The sequence below is a fragment of the Nitrospira marina genome, assembly GCF_059568365.1.
On record NZ_JCANTH010000001.1, the window covers coordinates 1188905 to 1207461 of the forward strand.

13 protein-coding genes are annotated in these 18557 nt (G+C 48.1%); 5 read left to right on the plus strand and 8 right to left on the minus strand.

All coding sequences use genetic code 11. The features are described 5' to 3' along the window. Positions 1-29: 29 nt before the first annotated feature. A complete protein-coding gene (locus LX98_RS04905) occupies positions 30-1133 on the minus strand; it encodes a hypothetical protein (protein WP_496427827.1) in 1104 nt (367 codons plus the stop codon). Between the two features lie 824 nt (positions 1134-1957). Beyond that, entirely contained in the window at positions 1958-4978 is a 3021-nt protein-coding gene (locus tag LX98_RS04910; RefSeq protein ID WP_496427828.1) for an Ig-like domain-containing protein, read from the minus strand. 831 nt (positions 4979-5809) lie between these two features. On the opposite strand from LX98_RS04910, the gene LX98_RS04915 reads away from it, so the two are divergent. The 5 genes from LX98_RS04915 to prsR all read left to right on the plus strand — a co-directional run bounded on the left by LX98_RS04915 (position 5810) and on the right by prsR (position 13868). After that, positions 5810-7294, plus strand: a complete 1485-nt coding sequence (locus tag LX98_RS04915; protein WP_496427829.1) for an ATP-binding protein — start codon at positions 5810-5812, stop codon at positions 7292-7294. Next, complete coding sequence (locus LX98_RS04920) at positions 7291-8118, plus strand: hypothetical protein (RefSeq protein ID WP_496427830.1); 828 nt, start codon at positions 7291-7293, stop codon at positions 8116-8118. The genes LX98_RS04915 and LX98_RS04920 overlap by 4 nt, the downstream gene beginning before the upstream one ends. 10 nt (positions 8119-8128) lie before the next feature. Next, positions 8129-9529 carry a sigma-54-dependent transcriptional regulator gene (locus tag LX98_RS04925; protein WP_442430331.1) on the plus strand — a complete coding sequence of 467 codons (1401 nt, stop codon included), beginning with the start codon at positions 8129-8131 and terminating at the stop codon, positions 9527-9529. A gap of 767 nt (positions 9530-10296) precedes the next feature. Next, positions 10297-12486 (plus strand): ATP-binding protein, encoded by a 2190-nt coding sequence (locus LX98_RS04930; protein WP_496427831.1) that lies wholly within the window; start codon positions 10297-10299, stop codon positions 12484-12486. Between the two features lie 2 nt (positions 12487-12488). Beyond that, the gene (gene prsR / locus LX98_RS04935; RefSeq protein WP_496427832.1) at positions 12489-13868 is read left to right on the plus strand and encodes a PEP-CTERM-box response regulator transcription factor; all 1380 of its coding nucleotides are present in this window, start codon (positions 12489-12491) and stop codon (positions 13866-13868) included. Positions 13869-13921: 53 nt separating this feature from the next. Here prsR and argJ read toward each other — a convergent pair whose 3' ends face one another. The 6 genes from argJ to LX98_RS04965 all read right to left on the minus strand — a co-directional run bounded on the left by argJ (position 13922) and on the right by LX98_RS04965 (position 18336). After that, a complete protein-coding gene (gene argJ, locus LX98_RS04940; protein WP_496427833.1) occupies positions 13922-15130 on the minus strand; it encodes a bifunctional glutamate N-acetyltransferase/amino-acid acetyltransferase ArgJ in 1209 nt (402 codons plus the stop codon). A gap of 43 nt (positions 15131-15173) precedes the next feature. Continuing rightward, positions 15174-16250, minus strand: a complete 1077-nt coding sequence (gene argC, locus LX98_RS04945) for an N-acetyl-gamma-glutamyl-phosphate reductase (protein ID WP_496427834.1) — start codon at positions 16248-16250, stop codon at positions 15174-15176. Between the two features lie 200 nt (positions 16251-16450). After that, positions 16451-16843 carry a 30S ribosomal protein S9 gene (gene rpsI / locus LX98_RS04950; RefSeq protein ID WP_312642975.1) on the minus strand — a complete coding sequence of 131 codons (393 nt, stop codon included), beginning with the start codon at positions 16841-16843 and terminating at the stop codon, positions 16451-16453. Between the two features lie 45 nt (positions 16844-16888). After that, the gene (gene rplM / locus LX98_RS04955; protein ID WP_496427835.1) at positions 16889-17317 is read right to left on the minus strand and encodes a 50S ribosomal protein L13; all 429 of its coding nucleotides are present in this window, start codon (positions 17315-17317) and stop codon (positions 16889-16891) included. 37 nt (positions 17318-17354) lie between these two features. Next, on the minus strand, positions 17355-17825 hold the full coding sequence (locus tag LX98_RS04960; RefSeq protein ID WP_312642971.1) for a bifunctional nuclease family protein: 471 nt from the start codon (positions 17823-17825) through the stop codon (positions 17355-17357). Between the two features lie 55 nt (positions 17826-17880). After that, positions 17881-18336, minus strand: coding sequence for a bifunctional nuclease domain-containing protein (locus tag LX98_RS04965; RefSeq protein WP_496427836.1), 456 nt, complete (start codon positions 18334-18336; stop codon positions 17881-17883). Positions 18337-18557: the final 221 nt, after the last annotated feature.

The window sequence follows — 18557 nt, forward strand, 5'->3', positions numbered from 1 at the left end:
ATCCTTTTCGCTGGCTTTGTACTGGTAATTCACTGCACAGTCAAATTTAAATTTTGTGGAGCGGCTGGTGGTATAGTGTCTCCCCCTCCCCCTCCCCCTCCCCCTCCACCCCCAGAGGAGTGTTTGTACAGGTACACAGCGGAATTGCTGAAGTCATAATGTATAAACATAATGACTCCATAAGTGGCTATTGAGGCTTCGATAGTTCCCCAAGCGGGGTTGCCGGAAGGGTAGGTGACTCCAAGGGTAGTCCATTGATCGTTTACGACGTTATAGGCATACATTTTTCTATCCGACTTCAATACAATGTAATCACCACTGACTGGGTCTACCGATACTCGACTTTCATTGGTTCCCACTCCCAACCCAACTGGAGCATCTCTCATCCTTGTGATGGAACCCCCAGAATCCATTTTGTGAATCGTTCTGTCATTTTGGCCTCCGCCAAAAATGACAACCTTATGTACGGGATTGTATTCAATAAACGTATGGTAGGACCCCATTGGAAGGGCATTACTTCTTTTGGTCCATGACCCGGTGCCGAGGTGACGGGTCCATACTCCAATGTGAGAATCGACATACACCAAACTGTTCATTTCTGGAAAAAATTCGAGCCCACCGGTAATTTGAAAATTGGATTCTGGTAAGGCGAACTGTGACCATTTTCCGCTAGATGGGCTGAATTTATGAATAGTGGAGTTGTTAAATGGTCTGTGAAAAAAATCACCAGTGGTTGTGTTGACAGCATTGTGATCATAACCGTGAAGGATACCATTTGGTATAGGAGTTGGAACCGTGGCCCAGGAGTTAGTGGAATCCGCGTATCGCACATAGGTGGTAATGCTATTATCGTGCGACGCCCCAATAAAATGAACTGTCTTATAATTGGGGTCCCACTCTGCGCTGTCGCTAAACATAGTGATAAAATTTGAAGGCCCACCAGGCGCCAAAATAGCCCCGTTGCTGAATCCATTCGTTTGTAAAGTTTTAAAGGTACCGGGTTGCATGGAATTGGCCAGGTCCCCTAATACTGTACCTGATGCGAGCGTGGGATTGAAGGAATTGATGCCTAGGGTAATTAGGCTAGATAGCACAAACAGCACCGCTTGCCGTGATTGGAAAAGGCGCATCATTATTTTATTTTCCTCCATTGGTAATCAATTTCACATGGATTTGAGAAATTTTGTGTTCTACTCTAAAACAGATGACTTTCGGAGACCGAATGCTAAATTTCAAGTCACCTCTCCGTAACTTCTGTGTTGTCGGTAAAATAAAGAATTTCTTTAGCTGGGTAAATCATTCCATAGCAACCTGATAGGGGATTTCGAGGAAACACAGAATTTTGAACTCCTTGCTACCCTTTAAAAAATGGGAAACTTGATGGACCCTCCACAGGGAGCTATGGGGCGTCGCAAGGTAAAAAATTGGTTTCAAATTCCATTAGTCAATCACTTCCAAGCGCTCGGCAATTATTATTTGAACCGAGTTCCTGTTATCCAAAGATTTTCTCTCAGATGTATGGTCCGTTCCCTCTATCTTCCATACTGGACTGCCCCCTCAAGACCGAAGGACCGTTCCCTTACTCGAGAGCATCCTGTAGGTCACCTGCTCTCCAGCGATCAGGTCAAATGGTATGGAGTCAGGTGTAACTGTCCTCTCGGCTGACACTGTGACTTCCGGATTCCAGGTCCCACCGAATGTGAATTAGCGATTGGCACATTCGAGCTATTGAGGGTATTCCTCCCTCGCCCCATTGATAGAGATCCACTGGACGATGTCATTCCCTGCAGTCGGGCCATTTAAGGTCAGTTGGACCGTCGTTCCGTTTATGGGTATGGTACTTTTATCTAGTAGGCTCAGAAAACTCCGATAATCCCTACTGGAGTTCAAACTGCCACTAGGATTTTAATCGGTGGTCCTCCAGTCTACAGCGGGTGTTCCTCCTCCTTCATAAATATTACTGTGGGTTAGAAGATTTGATTTGGATATAGTTGAGCTTGGCATTGCTAGTGCTAGGGCCAAGGGTAATGGTCAAGGTACCATCAGCAATGGTGATGGGCACATCGGTGACGGTCAGAAAAGTATTTGGGGTGGAGGTGTCGAGATTGTCTATGACCACCTTCCCCTCGACAGTGATGCGTTGGGGGTCTAGGGCATAATCGGGATCGCCACTAACCAAGGAGATGAAGTAGTCCCCATTCGGCATATCATAGCGCCAGGTATTCGCCTGGCCCGGCTTTAATTGGATAAAAGTATCCAGGCGTTGGTCGCTGTTGGTATTGCGCTCGCGCATGGTATTGCCGCCATTGGCCCAGCCATAGCCACGACTGCTGGTATAGACACTTCCGTCATCTTTCTGATAGCCAGAAGGCACCGTGGCGGCGGCCGGTTGGAAGTTGACTTGAATATTTGCAGCTGATGGGGGCGGAGGCGTGCTGGTATTGCTCACCGTGACGGTGCGGGGGGCGGCGGTGGTCGTATTGCCTGCGGCATCGCGGGCGATGGCTGTGAGGGTGTAGGAGCCATTGGGCACAGTGGTGGTGTTCCAGCTGGTGCTGTAGGGATTGGTCGTATCTTCGACCCCGAGGTTGGCGCCCTGGAGGCGGAATTGGACGCCGGTCACGCCGACATTATCGCTGGCGCTGGCGTTGACCGATACTGTGCCGGAGACGGTGCCCGCGCTGGGGGCCGTCAGTGTGACCGTCGGTGGCGTGGTGTCTGCCGGCGGCGTACTGGTATTGCTCACGGTGACCGTGACGGAGGCGGCGGTTTTCGTATTGCCTGCGGCATCGCGGGCGATAGCCGTGAGAGTGTAGGAGCCATTGGACACGGTCGTGGTATTCCAACTGGTGCTGTAAGGATTAGTCGTATCTTCGACCCCGAGGTTGGCGCCCTGGAGACGGAATTGGACGCCGGTCACGCCGACATTATCACTGGCGGTGGCACTGACCGTCACCGTCCCGGAGATGCTGCCTGCACTGGGGGCTGTCAGGGTGATCGTCGGGGGAGTGGTGTCCGCGGAGGTGCCGCCATCTGGTTTGACGATGACGGAATACATACTGTTCCCAGTGCCGGCATTGCCCCCGAGGGTAATGGTGCCGGCCGGGAAGGACCGCACAAACAGCTGGAGGGTCGTATCAGACGTCACCAGATTCGTGCCGGTATCCGTAAAGGTGTTCAACCACGACGGTTTCGGGGTGATGCGCACGTCATGGGCGACATACACGGCCACGGGTAGATTGACCGTAAAGCTGAGGAAGGTCGCATTGGTGGCCGCTTTATCATTGTTAGCGGTTCGGATATATGCGGCTCCCTGTACACTGGTAGGGACCGTGGTAAAGGTAAAGGTTCGGTCGATATACACTGTGCCTCCGGCTTGAAGGCCAGAGGTGGGCACAACATACGTTTGCCCACTGGCCACCGTCAGATTGGAAATGCTGAGAGCTGGGGAGGGTGGTGGTGTGCTGGTATTGCTCACGGTGACGGTGACAGATGTGGCGGTTTTCGTATTGCCTGCGGCATCGCGGGCGATAGCCGTGAGGGTGTAGGAGCCATTGGGCACAGTGGTGGTGTTCCAACTGGTGCTGTAGGGATTGGTCGTATCTTCCGCGCCAAGGTTGGCGCCCTGGAGGCGGAATTGGACGCCGGTCACGCCGACATTATCGCTGGCGCTGGCGTTGACCGATACTGTGCCGGAGACGGTGCCCGCACTGGGGGCCGTGAGTGTGACCGTCGGTGGCGTGGTGTCTGCCGGCGGCGTACTGGTATTGCTCACGGTGACCGTGACGGAGGCGGCGGTTTTCGTATTGCCTGCGGCATCGCGTGCGATAGCCGTGAGAGTGTAGGAGCCATTGGGCACAGTGGTGGTATTCCAGCTGGTGCTATAGGGACTGGTCGTATCTTCCGCGCCAAGGTTGGCGCCCTGGAGGCGGAATTGGACGCCGGTCACGCCGACATTATCGCTGGCGGTGGCGCTAACTGTGACGGTGCCGGAAACGGTGCCTGCGCTGGGGGCCGTGAGCGTAACCGTGGGTGCGGTGGTGTCCGCTGAGGCGCCGCCATCTGGTTTGACGATAACCGAGTACATGCTGCAACATCCACCGCTAGCATTGCCCCCGAGGGTAACGGTCCCGGCGGGGAAGGATCGCGCAAACAGGCTGAATGTCGCATCCGAGGTCACCAGATTCGTGCCGGTATCCGTAAAAGTGTTCAACCACGAGGGTTTCGTTGTAATACGATCACCATGGGCGACATAGACGGTTACGGGTTGATTGACCGTAAAGCTGAGGAAGGCGGCATTAGTCGCCGCTTTGTCATTGTTGGCGGTTTGGATATACCTGGCTCCCTGTACGAGAGTAGGGACGGTCGTATAGGTATAGGAGCGGTCAATATAGACCGTGTTTCCGGCTTGAAGACCGGAGGAGGGTACCACATAGGGTTTTCCACTGGCGACGGTCAGATTTGAAATGTTCAGTGATGAAGGCGGCGGTGGCGGTCCTGTGGCTATGGAAATTTGTTTTTCTGTAGATGGGGAACTTTCATTTCCGGAGGTATCAAAAGCGGTTGCAATAAATCCATAGGTTTTTCCCTCAGAAAGTCCCGTTATGGTCGTTGAGGGTGAGGACGGATTACTGGGCATACCTGAAAATGTGGGTTGTCCAAAATCTTGAGAGGGTAGCGTCCTTTTGTAAACTTTGTATCCTGCTAAGTCCGATTCGGTGTTTTTGTTCCAGGTCACCGAAACGTTAGCCGAAAAAACCGGAGAGGCAGGTATGACAGTTATCAATGCAAACAAGAGAATGTAAAATGAAATTTTTTGGGAGTTAAAGGAAGTTAAGCCCTTGATGGATTTGGTAAAAGCCTGTACGACACTTTTGGGAAACCGTTGAAAGGATTGCTCTATTTGAAAAATCGGGTTTCTAAGATTTTTTGTAAGGAGGCTTTTTTTAAATAAAGGGCAGGTGCTTCGGTATTTCATTATTCATCTCCTGTTTTTGGTAGACTTTTTCCATTTCATAAAAACAGTGCAGGATACCCCTCAGCTTGCTGGGGGGGGGAGCTTCACGTTTAAAAATTATTGTTCTCTCGATTTAGTCTTTCCTCTTGCACATGCATATTTTTAAATCGTTCCCTCAAACGTCGTTTCGATCTGAGTAAGGAACGATAGCTGTCCTTGTCCTCAAAATTCTCCCAGGAGGAGAAAGGCAAGCCGAATCATTTAATCCAGGAATAAAATCTAAACGTCCAAGTACTACCTAAGAAAAATTGGAAGATGTTTTTAATTCAGGGGGAGGAGGATGAAAAATTATGACGATGGATAAATTTTGGGGGGAGAAATAGAGAGACACGAAATTAGTAGTTGAAGTAATTTTCACGATGATAAACATGCCCACGTGAAATTTTCACCAGACAGATGAAAAATTTAAGAAGTGGGCTTTTGATGGAATTTGAAGATCTTTCCAATGATTAAGTTAGCTACGGTGGCTTATGCAATATGGGGACCAGTGAGGCCATGGTCTAAATATTTGTTTGTTTATAAACAAAAAAATTGTTGGTTGGGTATATAGAAATTCCATGAAATAATGGAATTCTGGTGTAGGATTACTCAATCTCATGTAGGAAATACAATTCAGCATTGCTACGTAGCTAACTTTTATGTGAAAGTTCCCTGGTGATGCTAAGGAAGGATATCTTTCAATTTTCAGGGGGAAGAAAATAAGCGGGTTGTTATAAGGAAAATTCTTCACTCCAGGTTGGAGCCCACAGCTATTTTTCTTTTAAAGGTTCTATTAATTTGGATGTGTAAAAAATGTTGACACGTCTATCTATATTTTGGCGATTAACCCTTGGGTACCTGACAATCCTTGCGTTGGTGGTTGGCGTGAATTTATATATTCTCCATCAATTTCGTGCCTTAACGGAATTAGGCGCCGAGTTAGCGACCCATCACTTTCCAGCTGTGGAAACGGCTAAGCGACTCATTACCAGTCTGTATGCGCAATTAAAAAGTGACAAGCAATATTTGGTACTTCGGGATACCACCCTTCTGAAAGATTTTCTTCAGGAGGCTGAAAACTTTCGCAAAACCTTAAAAGCTCTCCAAGATCAGGAAAATCCCGGCAGTACGCTGGAAGCACTTGCAAAAACAAAAGAACTTCATGAAGAATTTCATACCTTATTTTTGAGTGTTGGCGTTGAACAAGCCGACCGTTCTCCTCAGGCTATCGCCAGCTATGAGCAAAATCGGGATACATTGATTACCGCCATAACCCAATCGATCAACGCCTATATCACTGCACAGGAAGCCAGTGTCGGCGCGATTCTCAAGGATTCCCATCTTCGTTCGGTGCAAGCCCAGGAAATTACGAAACAGCTTCTGGTGATGGCGTTGGTTCTAGGTCTTGGCTTGGCCGGGATCGCCAGCTATAGTATCCTTCGGCCCCTTCGACGAGTCAAAGCTCAAATCCGCAGAATTGGACAAGGTCAATTTGGAGGGACGATCTCCCTTTCTGTCCCTCAGGAGTTACGTGAACTGGTTGGCCAGGTAAATTGGATGGGTGAAAAACTACAAAAGTTAGATGAGATGAAGTCGGAATTCCTGGCAAATATTTCCCATGAGTTACGGACCCCGTTAACGTCTATTCGTGAGGGCTCACAGCTTCTGTTGGATGGAATTCCTGGAACGCTGACGAAAGACCAACGAGAAACCCTGACCATTATTTCTGAGAGTAGTCAACGGCTTAATCACTTAATCGGGAATCTCTTGGATTTATCCCGGATGGAGGCCGACATGGTCTCCTATAATTTTAGTCCCACCGACTTAAATCGTTTGGTTGTCCGGTCGACAGAAAAAGTCAAATTTCTCGCAGAACGAAAAAATATTCATCTGACTCTCGATTTGTTTCAGAACAAGGTAAGGTTCTATGATCTGGATGGGCCAAGGATGGAACAAGTGTTGGAAAACCTTTTATCGAATGCGATTAAATTTAGTCCTGAAGGAACGACGGTGTTGATTCGATCAAGGCCGGATAGTGCCGGAGAAGGATTGCAATTTTCAGTGTCTGATACGGGACCGGGAATTCCCGAAGCTGATTTGCCTCATATTTTTGAACGATTTTACCAGGGGAAAACCCAAGAAGGCCGTGTGTATGTGGGGAGTGGAATCGGACTGGCTTTGGCGAAGCGGGTGGTCGAAGCCCATGGTGGAAAAATTTGGGCTGAAAGTATTCTGGGGACCGGGACTGCATTGCATTTTACCATTCCCAAACGAAAACATACGGGGAATGTCCATTGACACGCAAAAAATCTGAGTCGTTGATCCTGGTGTTTTTTTTGTCCGTAGAGGTCCTGAGTCTTCTTGAATGGGGTGGGTCTACCCTCACCGATGGGAATCGGTCTGCCATGGCTCAATCTGTTCCAAGCGGATTCTATACAGTGTCCTCGGTGTTAACTCCTGACCCTGAAGATGTTCCATTTTTTCGGGCCATTGCAGATGATCAGGAAAAGAAGCTGAGTACTTGTAAAAGTGAAGATGAATGCCGTGCGGTTCATTTTCTTCGTGGAGTCGTCGCATTATATGAAAATAGGGAATTAGCGGCGCTGCATTTTCGAAAAGTGGTGGCCTCCAACCCCAATAGCGCATTGGCGGGTGAGAGCCGATTTTGGTTATGGTTATTGGACGTATTGAATGCTCCAGGAGGAGGGATCGCTTCCGAGAGCTTAACTAAACGATTGGTTCGTGAAATAGTGAATAAGGAATTACTGGTCCATGAATTAAGTCGTCAATTGGAAACTGATTCGGTCGACGCACTGAAACAAGAACTGACAAACCGGGAAAAGGCTGTCGACGAATTGAATCAGGCCCTCTCGAATCTTTCCAAACAGACAGAACAATTAAAAAAGGAGCAGGCGCTCCGCCAAGATGTGCAGCAGGAACTGAAGTCCAGTGAGAGAAAAGTTCAAGAACTGACGAATCAATTAGAGGCTTTAAGACGTATCGATCAGGAAATTCGCGAGAAGGCCCCACCGACCCGCCCGTCTGAAAAAATGGCCCCAACCCCCAAACTCGAAAGAGCCGAGGAGAAAGAATTTCCAAATGAAGGTGAAGGAAAAAAATAGAGGAATTGTGATGGCTGATGAACGAATTCTTGTTGTTGATGACGATCCAAGTTTACTGACCCTCCTGAAAATGCGCCTGCATTCCATGGGGTTTGTGGTGACGGCGTGTGGCTCCGGGGGGGATGCGTTGAGCCGCGTTCAAGAAGATCCCTATGATTTTGCCATTTTGGATCTTCGATTGCCGGATGCTGATGGCTTGGATTTAATGGAAGAATTGCATCAACATCAAACAAATCTTCCGATCCTGATTTTAACGGCCCATGGCTGTATTCCGAATGCGGTGGAAGCCATGAAAAAGGGCGCGTATGGGTATTTAACCAAACCGTTTGATGACAAAGAGTTACTGGAGAGTATTGATAAAGCCCTCACGACCAAACGAATGAGTCAGGAGATTCATCGACTACAATTGCTTGTGAACGAATTATATGGGCTTGAAAATGTCGTGGCCCGGAGTGCAGAAATGCATACGGTGTTGAAGCAGGTAGCGCAAGTGGCGAAGACCGATACCACCGTCTGTATTTCCGGAGAAACCGGAACCGGGAAAGAAGTTATTGCACGCGTGCTTCATTGTAATAGCCCTCGAGCTTCGAAACCGTTTATGGCTGTCAATTGTGCTGCTATTCCAGAAACCTTGTTCGAAAGTGAGTTGTTCGGGCATATGAAGGGTTCCTTTACCGGGGCCCATCAAAATAAACGAGGATTAATCCAAAGTGCTGATAAAGGAACATTGTTTTTAGATGAAATTGGTGAAATGCCCCTGTCATTACAGGGGAAACTCTTGCGGGCCATTCAAAATCGAGAGGTGGTGCCCGTCGGAGGGCAAGTGCCCGTGAAGGTGGATGTGAGAATTCTGGCCGCAACCAATAAAGATTTAGAGTTAGCGGTTCGGGAAGGACGATTTCGGGAAGATCTGTATTATCGGATTCACGTCGTGCCATTGTGGATTCCTCCGCTTCGGCAACGACGAGAGGATATTCCTTCTCTCGCCCAGTTTTTTCTCAAACGGAGCATAGAGCATCACGGTAAAATCGTGAAAGGATTTTCTCCGGAAGCCATGCAGGCCTTAATTACGTATCCTTGGCCCGGGAATGTTCGAGAACTTGAGAATATGATTGAACGCGCGGTTGTCATGTCTCCTCAAGACATTATTACGGCAGAATTCCTTGCACTTTCTCCACAAGAACAAAGCAAGCCAGGTGGCCTTCAGCCATTAACTGATGCGAAAGAGGCATTTGAGAAGGAGTACCTTCAAGATTTGCTGAAAGCCACACAAGGAAACATCTCTAAGGCGGCACAAATTGCCGGGCGCTATCGGGCAGATTTTTATAAACTCCTCAAAAAATATGGACTGCATCCCTCCGATAGACAGGAAGATGCGTCTCCTTCAAACGGCCAACCAGGACTCCAATAATTTTGGTACAGCTGTCAAGAGGCTTATTTCTCAGCATGGGGGTCGGAAAGGCGCCCGATTCGCTTCATTTTAAAAACGGCAGTTAAGTAGTCTCACCTCGTTCATACCTCGAAAATCTCGGCAGGAATGGGCTGGAAAGGCCCATATATATTTGGTATGTCATCCCAGCAATTCTGCCACCTCGTTCCTGTCGGATAGCCACATGTTCCCATTTCTGCATGATTTAATTTATTGGTTGAAACGGGACGGCTGTGTCCTATAGATGGAGCAGCTAACAATACTCTTCTTCATCAGCATCGAACCCTAGCTTTCCTTTTCCAGCGAGAAGCGAGGTCGATTTGAGAAGCCGAGCCCTACAGTCCCCCGCCTCATTTTCCGAAAAAACTACTACAGTTTCATTCTGATTAATACCCTGTGAGGCAGGCTAGGGTGGTGCTCCATCTTGAACTCTTTCTCCATGATAAAGGTGTTATAGCAATCTGTTGGGAGAAATCCCTTCATCTATTAAACCAAGCTTTAATAGCTTCGACTGAATCCTCATGAGCCTGGCCAGAAAAGATAATCTTACCTTGATACGCTAAGGGCTTGATGGCCAGCGTTGATAGTCGGATGCCTCTTTCATAAACCCAGGTGCGCCCGAATGCTTAAAACATGTGTTATGCGACATGCCTCTATCAATCAGAACAATGACAAGACTGTGTCCTTTGGTAGCAGCGAGCAATGAACGTGTGTCTGTTTCAAACTCTCAATAGGTATTAAGGGTCAGTATGAGTGTGTGGGTTATTCCATCTATTCTCACGGCAGGAGTCTCCCTGTTTTTGGCCACGATCATATTTGTGAAGAGAAAAGATGGGGCACATTTTTCCCCTTTATTCTTGCTGATGGCCGTTATGATTTTGATCCATGGATTGAATGGGATACAAGAAGTGTTTCCAGGCCATCTCATTATCTTCAAAAAACTTATTCTCATTGGTGAGGTCCTTCTGCCGGTCTTGATCGGCTTTGTCGGTTTTTCATTATTGCATGAATTTTCTGCGAATTCTGTGGCATTGGGCAGAGGATGGTGGGAGATTATTGCCTGTGGAGCTGCTCTTGTAGCAATGGTGATCGTGGGTACTCCAGATGGGTTCATGCAGGTCAATCCTGAGGGGGAAATTGTGTTCAGACGACCAGAGGGATTGGCGATTTGGGGGTTTATCGTATTGGCCTCCTGTGTGGGAATATTTCAGCTGGAACGTATCCTTCAGTCTTTTCCAGATCCTCTACGATATCGATTGAAATACGTGCTGATTGGATTGGGAGGTTTGGCATGCATTTCCATCGCGCAGGCCTTTCATTTGGTCATGGTCTCGGTGTGGCGACCGGAAGATGTGTGGGCAGGGGGGCTTGCATCGTTTAGTTCTCTGGTTGTTATGGCACTGGGCTTGAGGAGATGGCGAGGACCGCAGGTGATCCAGAAGATTCAAATCAGTCACCAGGCATTATATGCTTCCCTGGTCGTGGTGTGTGTTAGTGGGTATTTCGTTCTTGTAGCCATGGTGACCTTAGTGGTGCAACATACCAATTGGGAGGTCAAGGAATCACTGGGAATGGTTCTCATGTTTCTTGCCGTTATGGGATTGGTGGTCACCATGCTTTCCAGGCGTGTTCGTGTCGAATTTCTGCAAGTCGTTTCTCGTCATTTTTTTAAGTCGAAATATGATTATCGAGAGAAATGGTTAGAGGTCACTGAGACGTTTTCGGCCTGTCAGGATGTCTCTGAACTTTTGAACCGATACCTTGAGTGGCTCAGTGGAACATTTGGAACGTCTCGGGTCACAATTTGGAAACTTTTTGATGTTGATGGACGGTATCATCAAATACGGAAGGAACGGCGTCGAAGGAAATTGACGGAAAATGATCGGTCACCGAATGTGTCAGAGCCGATTCCGATTCCTGAAACTCACCCTCTTATTCACCAACTGAAAGGACAGCAAGAACCCTTGTTGGTGCAAGTGGGTCAGCGGGCGGCTGAGGATTGGAGGGAATTTCTTGATGTCACTCACGCTCATGTGTGTGTGCCCTTAGTGACGGAGCAAGGCAGACTGCTTGGGTTTTGTACGCTAAGTCAGGAATCGGTGCGTGACGGATACGATCAAGACGATTTGGATTTACTGCGGGCCATTGCGCACCATGTGACGATGCTGCTCATTCAATTTGAGTTAGTGGAAGAGCGTAGTTCATCCGCTAAATGGGAAGCCGTGCATCGGTTCTCGGCTTTTTATTTACATGATTTAAAGAATTTGGCGTCGAGTTTATCTATGGTGGCTCAGAATGCGGCCCAATACGGGAGTAACATTGAATTTCAGGCATCGGCCATGCAGACCGTTAAAAATACGTCTCAACGAATTATCGATTTAATGGGAGAATTATCTCGTCAGGCGAACGAACCGAATTTGAGTGAGGGAGTCCCGAAAGAGCCGGTGGATGTGAACCTGTTGATCAAGGATATTCTCGCGGCCGTCAATGGCCCTGGATGCCAACCAAATTTTTCCCCGGGGCTAGAGGTTCCGGTGCTTCAGCTCAAAAGGGAGGCAATCAAACAGGTGTTGTTAAATCTCATTCTTAATGCGCGCCAGGCGATTGAGGGGCAAGGCACGATTGATATTTCCACCGCCTATGATGGCAAGCAGGCGATCGTTGAATTGGTCGATACAGGGGGTGGAATGTCCGTGGCCCAGCTTGAAAATATTTTTCAGCCATTCAAAAGCTCCAAAAAGAATGGGTTGGGTGTAGGACTGTTTCAATGTAAGCGAATCGTAGAGGACCATCATGGCGTCATTCACATTGAGAGCCAGGAAGGGCGAGGCACAACAGTAATGATTACATTTCCCGTACAAAGTGCCGATAACGCAAGTACTAAAGTGTTTGGTGTGTCTCAAGTCGGGGTAGAATATGACTCAAGAAAAAACCAGTGACCATGAAGTCTGATCCGCTTGCTGAACATTCACATCTTCCTTCACTTCTTCTGGTTGATGACCGGCAGGAAATTCTTGAACAGATGAAGTGGGGATTAAAGTCCTCCTATATGATCTATGAAGCAGATCATCGCGCCGCAGCTGTCGATATTCTTCAACGGGAAAAGATTTCACTGGTCACCTTAGATTTAGGTTTGCCACCTGATGCCGGTGGGGTGACGGAGGGATTGTCTGCCTTGGAACAATTGCTTGCGGTAAATCCTTTGGTGAAGGTAGTCGTCATCACGGGAAATCAAGATCGTACGAATGCGCTCAAGGCTATTCAAATTGGCGCATATGATTTTATGGAAAAGCCGGTAGACTTGGAAGTGTTAAAAGTTGTTCTGCAGCGGGCCGGGTATTTGGCCTGCCTGGAAAAAGAAAACCAAAAACTTCTGGATCGTGAGGCGAAACGGGGATTTCCTGAAATTATCGGGAGCAGCCCGGTCATGGTTAAAGTCTTCGATACCATCCGGCGAGTGGCCGGTTCGGATATTTCTATTTTGATCGTCGGAGAAAGCGGGACAGGAAAGGAGTTGGTGGCTCGGGCGATTCATCAGCAAAGTCACAGAAAGGATGGCCCGTTTATCGCGATTAATTGTGGGGCTATTCCCGAAACGTTGCTAGAAAGTGAGTTGTTTGGACATGAGAAAGGGGCGTTTACCGGAGCCCATCTCCAGCGTCCAGGTCGAATTGAGTCGGCCCAGGGCGGGACGCTTTTTCTAGATGAGATTGGTGAGATTTCTCCTGCATTACAAGTCAAGTTACTTCGGGTTTTACAAGAACGAAGTATCGAGCGGGTAGGCGGACGCGTAGAAATTCCAGTTGACACAAGGGTTCTGGCAGCCACCAATATGGATCTTCAACTGGCAATGAAAGATGGCCGCTTCCGGGAAGATCTGTATTATCGATTGAATACCGTGACCATTACGGCTCCTCCCTTACGGGAGCGGGGTGGCGATATCGTGATGTTGGGCAAATCGCTGCTTCAGCGTTATTCAGAAGAAGCGAAAAAGAAGATTTCCGGATTTACGCGGGAAGCTCTGATGTCTCTCGAGCAATATCATTGGCCCGGGAACATTCGAGAATTAGAAAACAGGATTCGTCGCGCCGTGACGCTAACCGACAACCCAAGGATTGCTCCGGAAGATTTAGATTTAGCCCCTCCCGATGAGAGTCAAGTTGGCCTTACCCTGAAAGTAGCCAGAGACACGGTAGAGAAGCGAGTGATTGAGCAAACGCTGGCCAAGACAGGTGGAAATATTACGAAGGCTGCGACCATCCTTGGTGTGAGTCGACCGACCCTCCATGATTTAATTTCCCGCCACCACATAAAAAAATAACTATCCCTCGGCAATAGGCCATTTCCAATTTCCTGATTGAACAGAGAAAAAAGTTAGGATCGATAGGATGCGTTGATTTTCACGTAATCGTAGGTCAGATCCGTGGTCCAGATCTTGGATGATCCTTGACCCATTCCGAGTGAAATAAAGATCGTCAGGAAGGGCTTCTTCATTTCCTGTTTAATTCGGCGCTCCACCTGAGGTCCCAGCCCTTTTCCATTTTTGACAATGGGAATCTTATTGAATCCAATGAGAAGTTTCTCCGCTTTAACAGGGACACCGGCCCGTCCTAATGCGGCCACAATTCTCCCCCAGTTGGGATCCGTACCAAATATAGCGGTTTTGACTAAAGGGGAGGTGGCGAGAGTATTGGCAAATTGTTTGGCGGCCCGGTCACTGGAAGCCTGAGTGATCTGGATTTCAATGATTTTGGTGGCACCTTCGCCATCCCGAACAATTTCCATGGCCAGATGGTGACAGACCTGAAATAAGAGTGCTTCAAATTTGCCATGTGCCGTCGTTCCTGTTTTGATGGGTAAGTTTCCGGCTTCCCCGTTGGCCAGACATAATGCCGTGTCATTGGTGCTGGTTTCCCCATCAACAGAAATACAGTTAAATGTTTGGTTGGTGACGGCGCGAAAGGTAGTTTGTAGTGTTTTTTGGTCAATGGCTGCGTCTGTTGTGACATAGGCCAACATGGTCGCCATGTCAGGGTGGATCATTCCTGAACCTTTGGCGATTCCCCCTATGGTCACTATTTTTCCGCCAATTCGGTCTTGAACCGCGATTTCCTTAGGACAGGTGTCTGTCGTCATGATCGCCTTAGCAGCTTCCTGGTGACCAGCCTTGCGTAGACGTGAAATCAAAACGGGAATGCCGTTTCGCACTGCCGGCATCGGTAGCGGGACCCCAATGACACCAGTGGATCCGACAAATACATGGTGAAGGGGAATTGTAAGTTGGTCGGCAACTCTCCGACCCATCTCCCTGGCATGAATTAATCCTTCCGGTCCGGTAAATGCGTTAGCATTCCCACTATTAACAATAAATGCTTGACCCGTGCCTCTCTTAAGATTAAGCCGGTCGAGAATCACGGGAGCGGCCGGGAGCCTGTTGGAGGTGAACACCCCGGCAATAGGTCCAGGCTTCTCTGACACAATCAAGGTCAGATCAAGCTGCTTGGTCTTTTTAATTCCTGAATGAATCCCTGCGGCAAGGAATCCCTTTGGGGCAGTGATCCCGCCTTTTATGCGTTGAGACATGAAAACATCCCCTTCTCGTCAGGAGAAACTGGTGAACAATGGTCTAGGGAAAGAGGCCTGGCGCGGTCAATCCGAGTGTCTCGGGAAGTCCTAACATAAGATTCATACATTGAATCGCTTGTCCGGCTGCGCCTTTTACGAGATTGTCCAGCGAACCTGTGGTGATGAGATACCCGGTTCGAGGATCATAGGTGCAACTGAGGTCACAAAAATTTGATCCTCGCAGATTTTTCGGATTTACCCCCTCGGAACTGGGAAAGAGTCGAATAAAATATTCGTCCTGGTACCGACTGTTGTAAGCTGCATCCAGATGGGTTTGTTCAATGCCAGGTTTCAATTTGGCATAGGCGGTGCTCAGAATGCCTCGGTTAATCGGTATTAAGTGAGGTGTAAAAATTATAGATGGACTGGGGAGAGCTGTTTTTGTAGATGAGGCGGGAATCAGTCGTGCCAACTCCTGTTCGATTTCAGGCACATGGCGATGTTTGCCGATTTTATAGGCATGAATAGCTTCATGCGATTCAGGAAAGTGAGTGCCCAGTGCAGGTGTGCGACCGGCTCCTGAAATTCCCGACTTTGCGTCAATGATAATCGAGTTGTACTCAATGAGGTCTTGGGCCACAAAGGGCGCGAGTTGCAAAATGGCGACGGTGGGATAACACCCGGCAACGGCGACAAGGTTGGTTTTGGCGATAGCCGCGCGATTGAGTTCTGGTAGTCCATACACCGCATTTTTAAGCAGGCCAGGGAAAATGTGTGGGGTTTGATACCATTGCTCATATACCAACGGATCTTGAAGACGATAATCGGCACTCAAGTCAATGACATGTTTCCCCTGTGAGAGAAAATCGGCTACTGGCTGCAAGGATTGCGTATGAGGAAGGGCGAGAAAAACCACATCGACTTCCTTGGCGATCGAGTCGATATTCAACGAAGACAATGAACAGTCATAAATCTTCGTAAGATGAGGAAGCAAGGAAGCGACAGCGCGGCCCTCAGATTTTTCAGACGCCACCACACGGGTCAGTGTGACCTGAGGGTGGAGGGTGAGTAATCGAAGTAATTCACCACCTGTATAGCCACTAGCTCCAATTACAGCAACGCGAATTTTTCTATCCATGGTCTTTTTTCAAGAAAGGTGATTGAGGGGGGAGCAGGGTTGAGCAGGCTACCTGTTGGGAAATGATTTTTCTTTGTGCCAATTGATTATTTGTGAACAGTAAGATTGGAGTGGCAACGGCATCAGACAGAAGTCGGATTAAAAAAAGGGGAGGCTGGAAGGCCTCCCCCATAATTCTGCGTGAATGGTGAACCGGCCAATTATCGTTTGGAGTATTGGAACCTGGCTCTGGCGCCTTTTTGCCCGTACTTTTTCCGTTCTTTCACCCTGCTATCTCTGGTGAGCAATCCATTTTTTTTCAGGGGATCCCGTAGCGAAGGATTATAGAGGGCCAATGCCTTGGCAATCGCATGGCGAAGGGCTCCCGCCTGACCTGAGACGCCTCCCCCTGTCAGCGTGGCCTTAACATTAAATTGCCCGCCCGTTTTGGTGACCTCGAATGGCGTTTGTATCTGGATTTGATGCGTCAATCGTGGAAAATATGAATCGACTGATCGTGCGTTGATGAGAATATCGCCTTGCCCTGGTTCTACCCATGCTCGCGCAATCGCGTTTTTCCTTTTTCCGGTTGCATATTGAATGGTATCGACCATGTGAGAATAAGTCTCCTTTTTTCGTTGGAACAGTTACTAATGAATTTAAAGATTCAAAGGCGTTGGGCTTTGCGCTCGATGCAGATGCTCGGCACCAGGGTAAATTTTGAGCTTTTTGGCCATTTGTTTCCCCAACGTACATTTTGGAAGCATCCCACGAATGGCTTTGGTAAGCACTTCGGTTGGTTTCTTTGCATGAAGATGCTCTGCGGTAATGGCTTTGATGCCCCCAGGGTAGCCGGTGTGATGATAATAGATCTTTGAGCGGAATTTATTGCTGGTGAATTGAATTTCACTGGAATTTATGATGACGACATGATCGCCCGTATCGACATTCGGCGTGAACGTCGGCTTATGCTTTCCACGAAGGATAGAGGCAACCTTCGCGGCCAAGCGTCCAACGGTTTTCCCTTTAGCATCGACTAAGAACCATTGCCGTTCAACTTCCAGCGGTTTAGCTTGATAAGATCGCATGAGTGTCTGAGTTCCTTTCCTCTACTTAATTACATGTCTAGATATCGGTTTGTTCTAATCCCTTTTGATCGAGCTTGGAAAGCCAGGTATCCAGATCTTCACCACCGCGACGTTCCAGCACCTCAGGAGTAACATAAATGGGACATTGACATCGGAGAGCTAGGGCAATCGCATCACTCGGCCTTGAATCGATGGATTTTTCCAAGTCATCTTTGGACAAAAACAGCGTCGAAAAATACGTATTATTTTTGACTTCCGTGATGACGACTTTGTTAAGGGTAAAACCAAGGTGCGAGGCAAAACTGCAAATTAGGTCATGGCTCATGGGGCGTGGTGGGATGACGTTCTCCAAGGCCAATCGAATTGAAGTTCCTTCGGCGGTTCCGACCCATATGGGAAGAACCTCTGAATTCTTTTCATCCCGTAAGACCACGATTTGCGTGTCGGTATTCGGATCAACCAGAACCCCATGGACCTTTAACGGAATTAATGTGTTTATTTCAGTCATCACCCGCACACTCACTATCAATCGTCAATATTTTAGATGGCCACATGAGCATCAGCTAGACGTCTGATTTCCCAAAATCCTCAGGTTTGAGGTTTTCCAGCCATCGTTCCAATTCTTCCGAGTTTTGTTTATGGAGCCCTTCCCCTGAAGCAAAAATAGGAGCATCCGTGCGAAGGGCCACGGCAATCGCGTCACTTGGCCGAGAGTCAACGGTGAACTCGGAATCTCCAAAAAGGAGATGGATTTTGGCGAAGTACGTATTGTCTTTCAGATCTGTAATGACCGTACTGATGACCTTAGCATCCATATTATCAAGTACCGTTTTCATGAGATCATGGGTCATCGGCCTTGGAGGAGCTATCCGCTCTAAGGCAAAACTAATCGCGCTGGCTTCGGCCTTCCCAACCCAGATTGGGAGCATATCAGAATTTTGTTCATCTCTCAGGATGACAATATAGGCATTGTTATAGGGGTCAAATAAAAGACCCCTCACGTTCATTTGATTCAACATACGCTATGCCAGTCATAGATAAGGGATTTGTATCTTACTTGAAAATCAAACCTTGAAAAGTAGCATTCGATGATAGGTATTGTCAATGAAAATAAGGGCTTGTCTATCTCCTGATGCTCTGGATTGGGATCTCGTCATTGGTCGTCCTTAAGATAGAAAGCATTTTGGTTTCAGAAAACTATACCATGCACGAGTGGCCATCGGTAACCAACCTGCTTTTG

Excerpts from the sequence above, each read along its gene's own strand:
- LX98_RS04905 (WP_496427827.1), bottom strand. The coding sequence starts at position 1,133 with ATGATGCGCCTTTTCCAATCACGGCAAGCGGTGCTGTTTGTGCTATCT.
- LX98_RS04910 (WP_496427828.1), bottom strand. The coding sequence starts at position 4,978 with ATGAAATACCGAAGCACCTGCCCTTTATTTAAAAAAAGCCTCCTTACA.
- LX98_RS04915 (WP_496427829.1), top strand. The coding sequence starts at position 5,810 with ATGTTGACACGTCTATCTATATTTTGGCGATTAACCCTTGGGTACCTG.
- LX98_RS04925 (WP_442430331.1), top strand. The coding sequence starts at position 8,129 with ATGGCTGATGAACGAATTCTTGTTGTTGATGACGATCCAAGTTTACTG.
- LX98_RS04930 (WP_496427831.1), top strand. The coding sequence starts at position 10,297 with ATGAGTGTGTGGGTTATTCCATCTATTCTCACGGCAGGAGTCTCCCTG.
- prsR (WP_496427832.1), top strand. The coding sequence starts at position 12,489 with ATGAAGTCTGATCCGCTTGCTGAACATTCACATCTTCCTTCACTTCTT.
- argJ (WP_496427833.1), bottom strand. The coding sequence starts at position 15,130 with ATGTCTCAACGCATAAAAGGCGGGATCACTGCCCCAAAGGGATTCCTT.
- argC (WP_496427834.1), bottom strand. The coding sequence starts at position 16,250 with ATGGATAGAAAAATTCGCGTTGCTGTAATTGGAGCTAGTGGCTATACA.
- rpsI (WP_312642975.1), bottom strand. The coding sequence starts at position 16,843 with ATGGTCGATACCATTCAATATGCAACCGGAAAAAGGAAAAACGCGATT.
- rplM (WP_496427835.1), bottom strand. The coding sequence starts at position 17,317 with ATGCGATCTTATCAAGCTAAACCGCTGGAAGTTGAACGGCAATGGTTC.
- LX98_RS04960 (WP_312642971.1), bottom strand. The coding sequence starts at position 17,825 with ATGACTGAAATAAACACATTAATTCCGTTAAAGGTCCATGGGGTTCTG.
- LX98_RS04965 (WP_496427836.1), bottom strand. The coding sequence starts at position 18,336 with ATGTTGAATCAAATGAACGTGAGGGGTCTTTTATTTGACCCCTATAAC.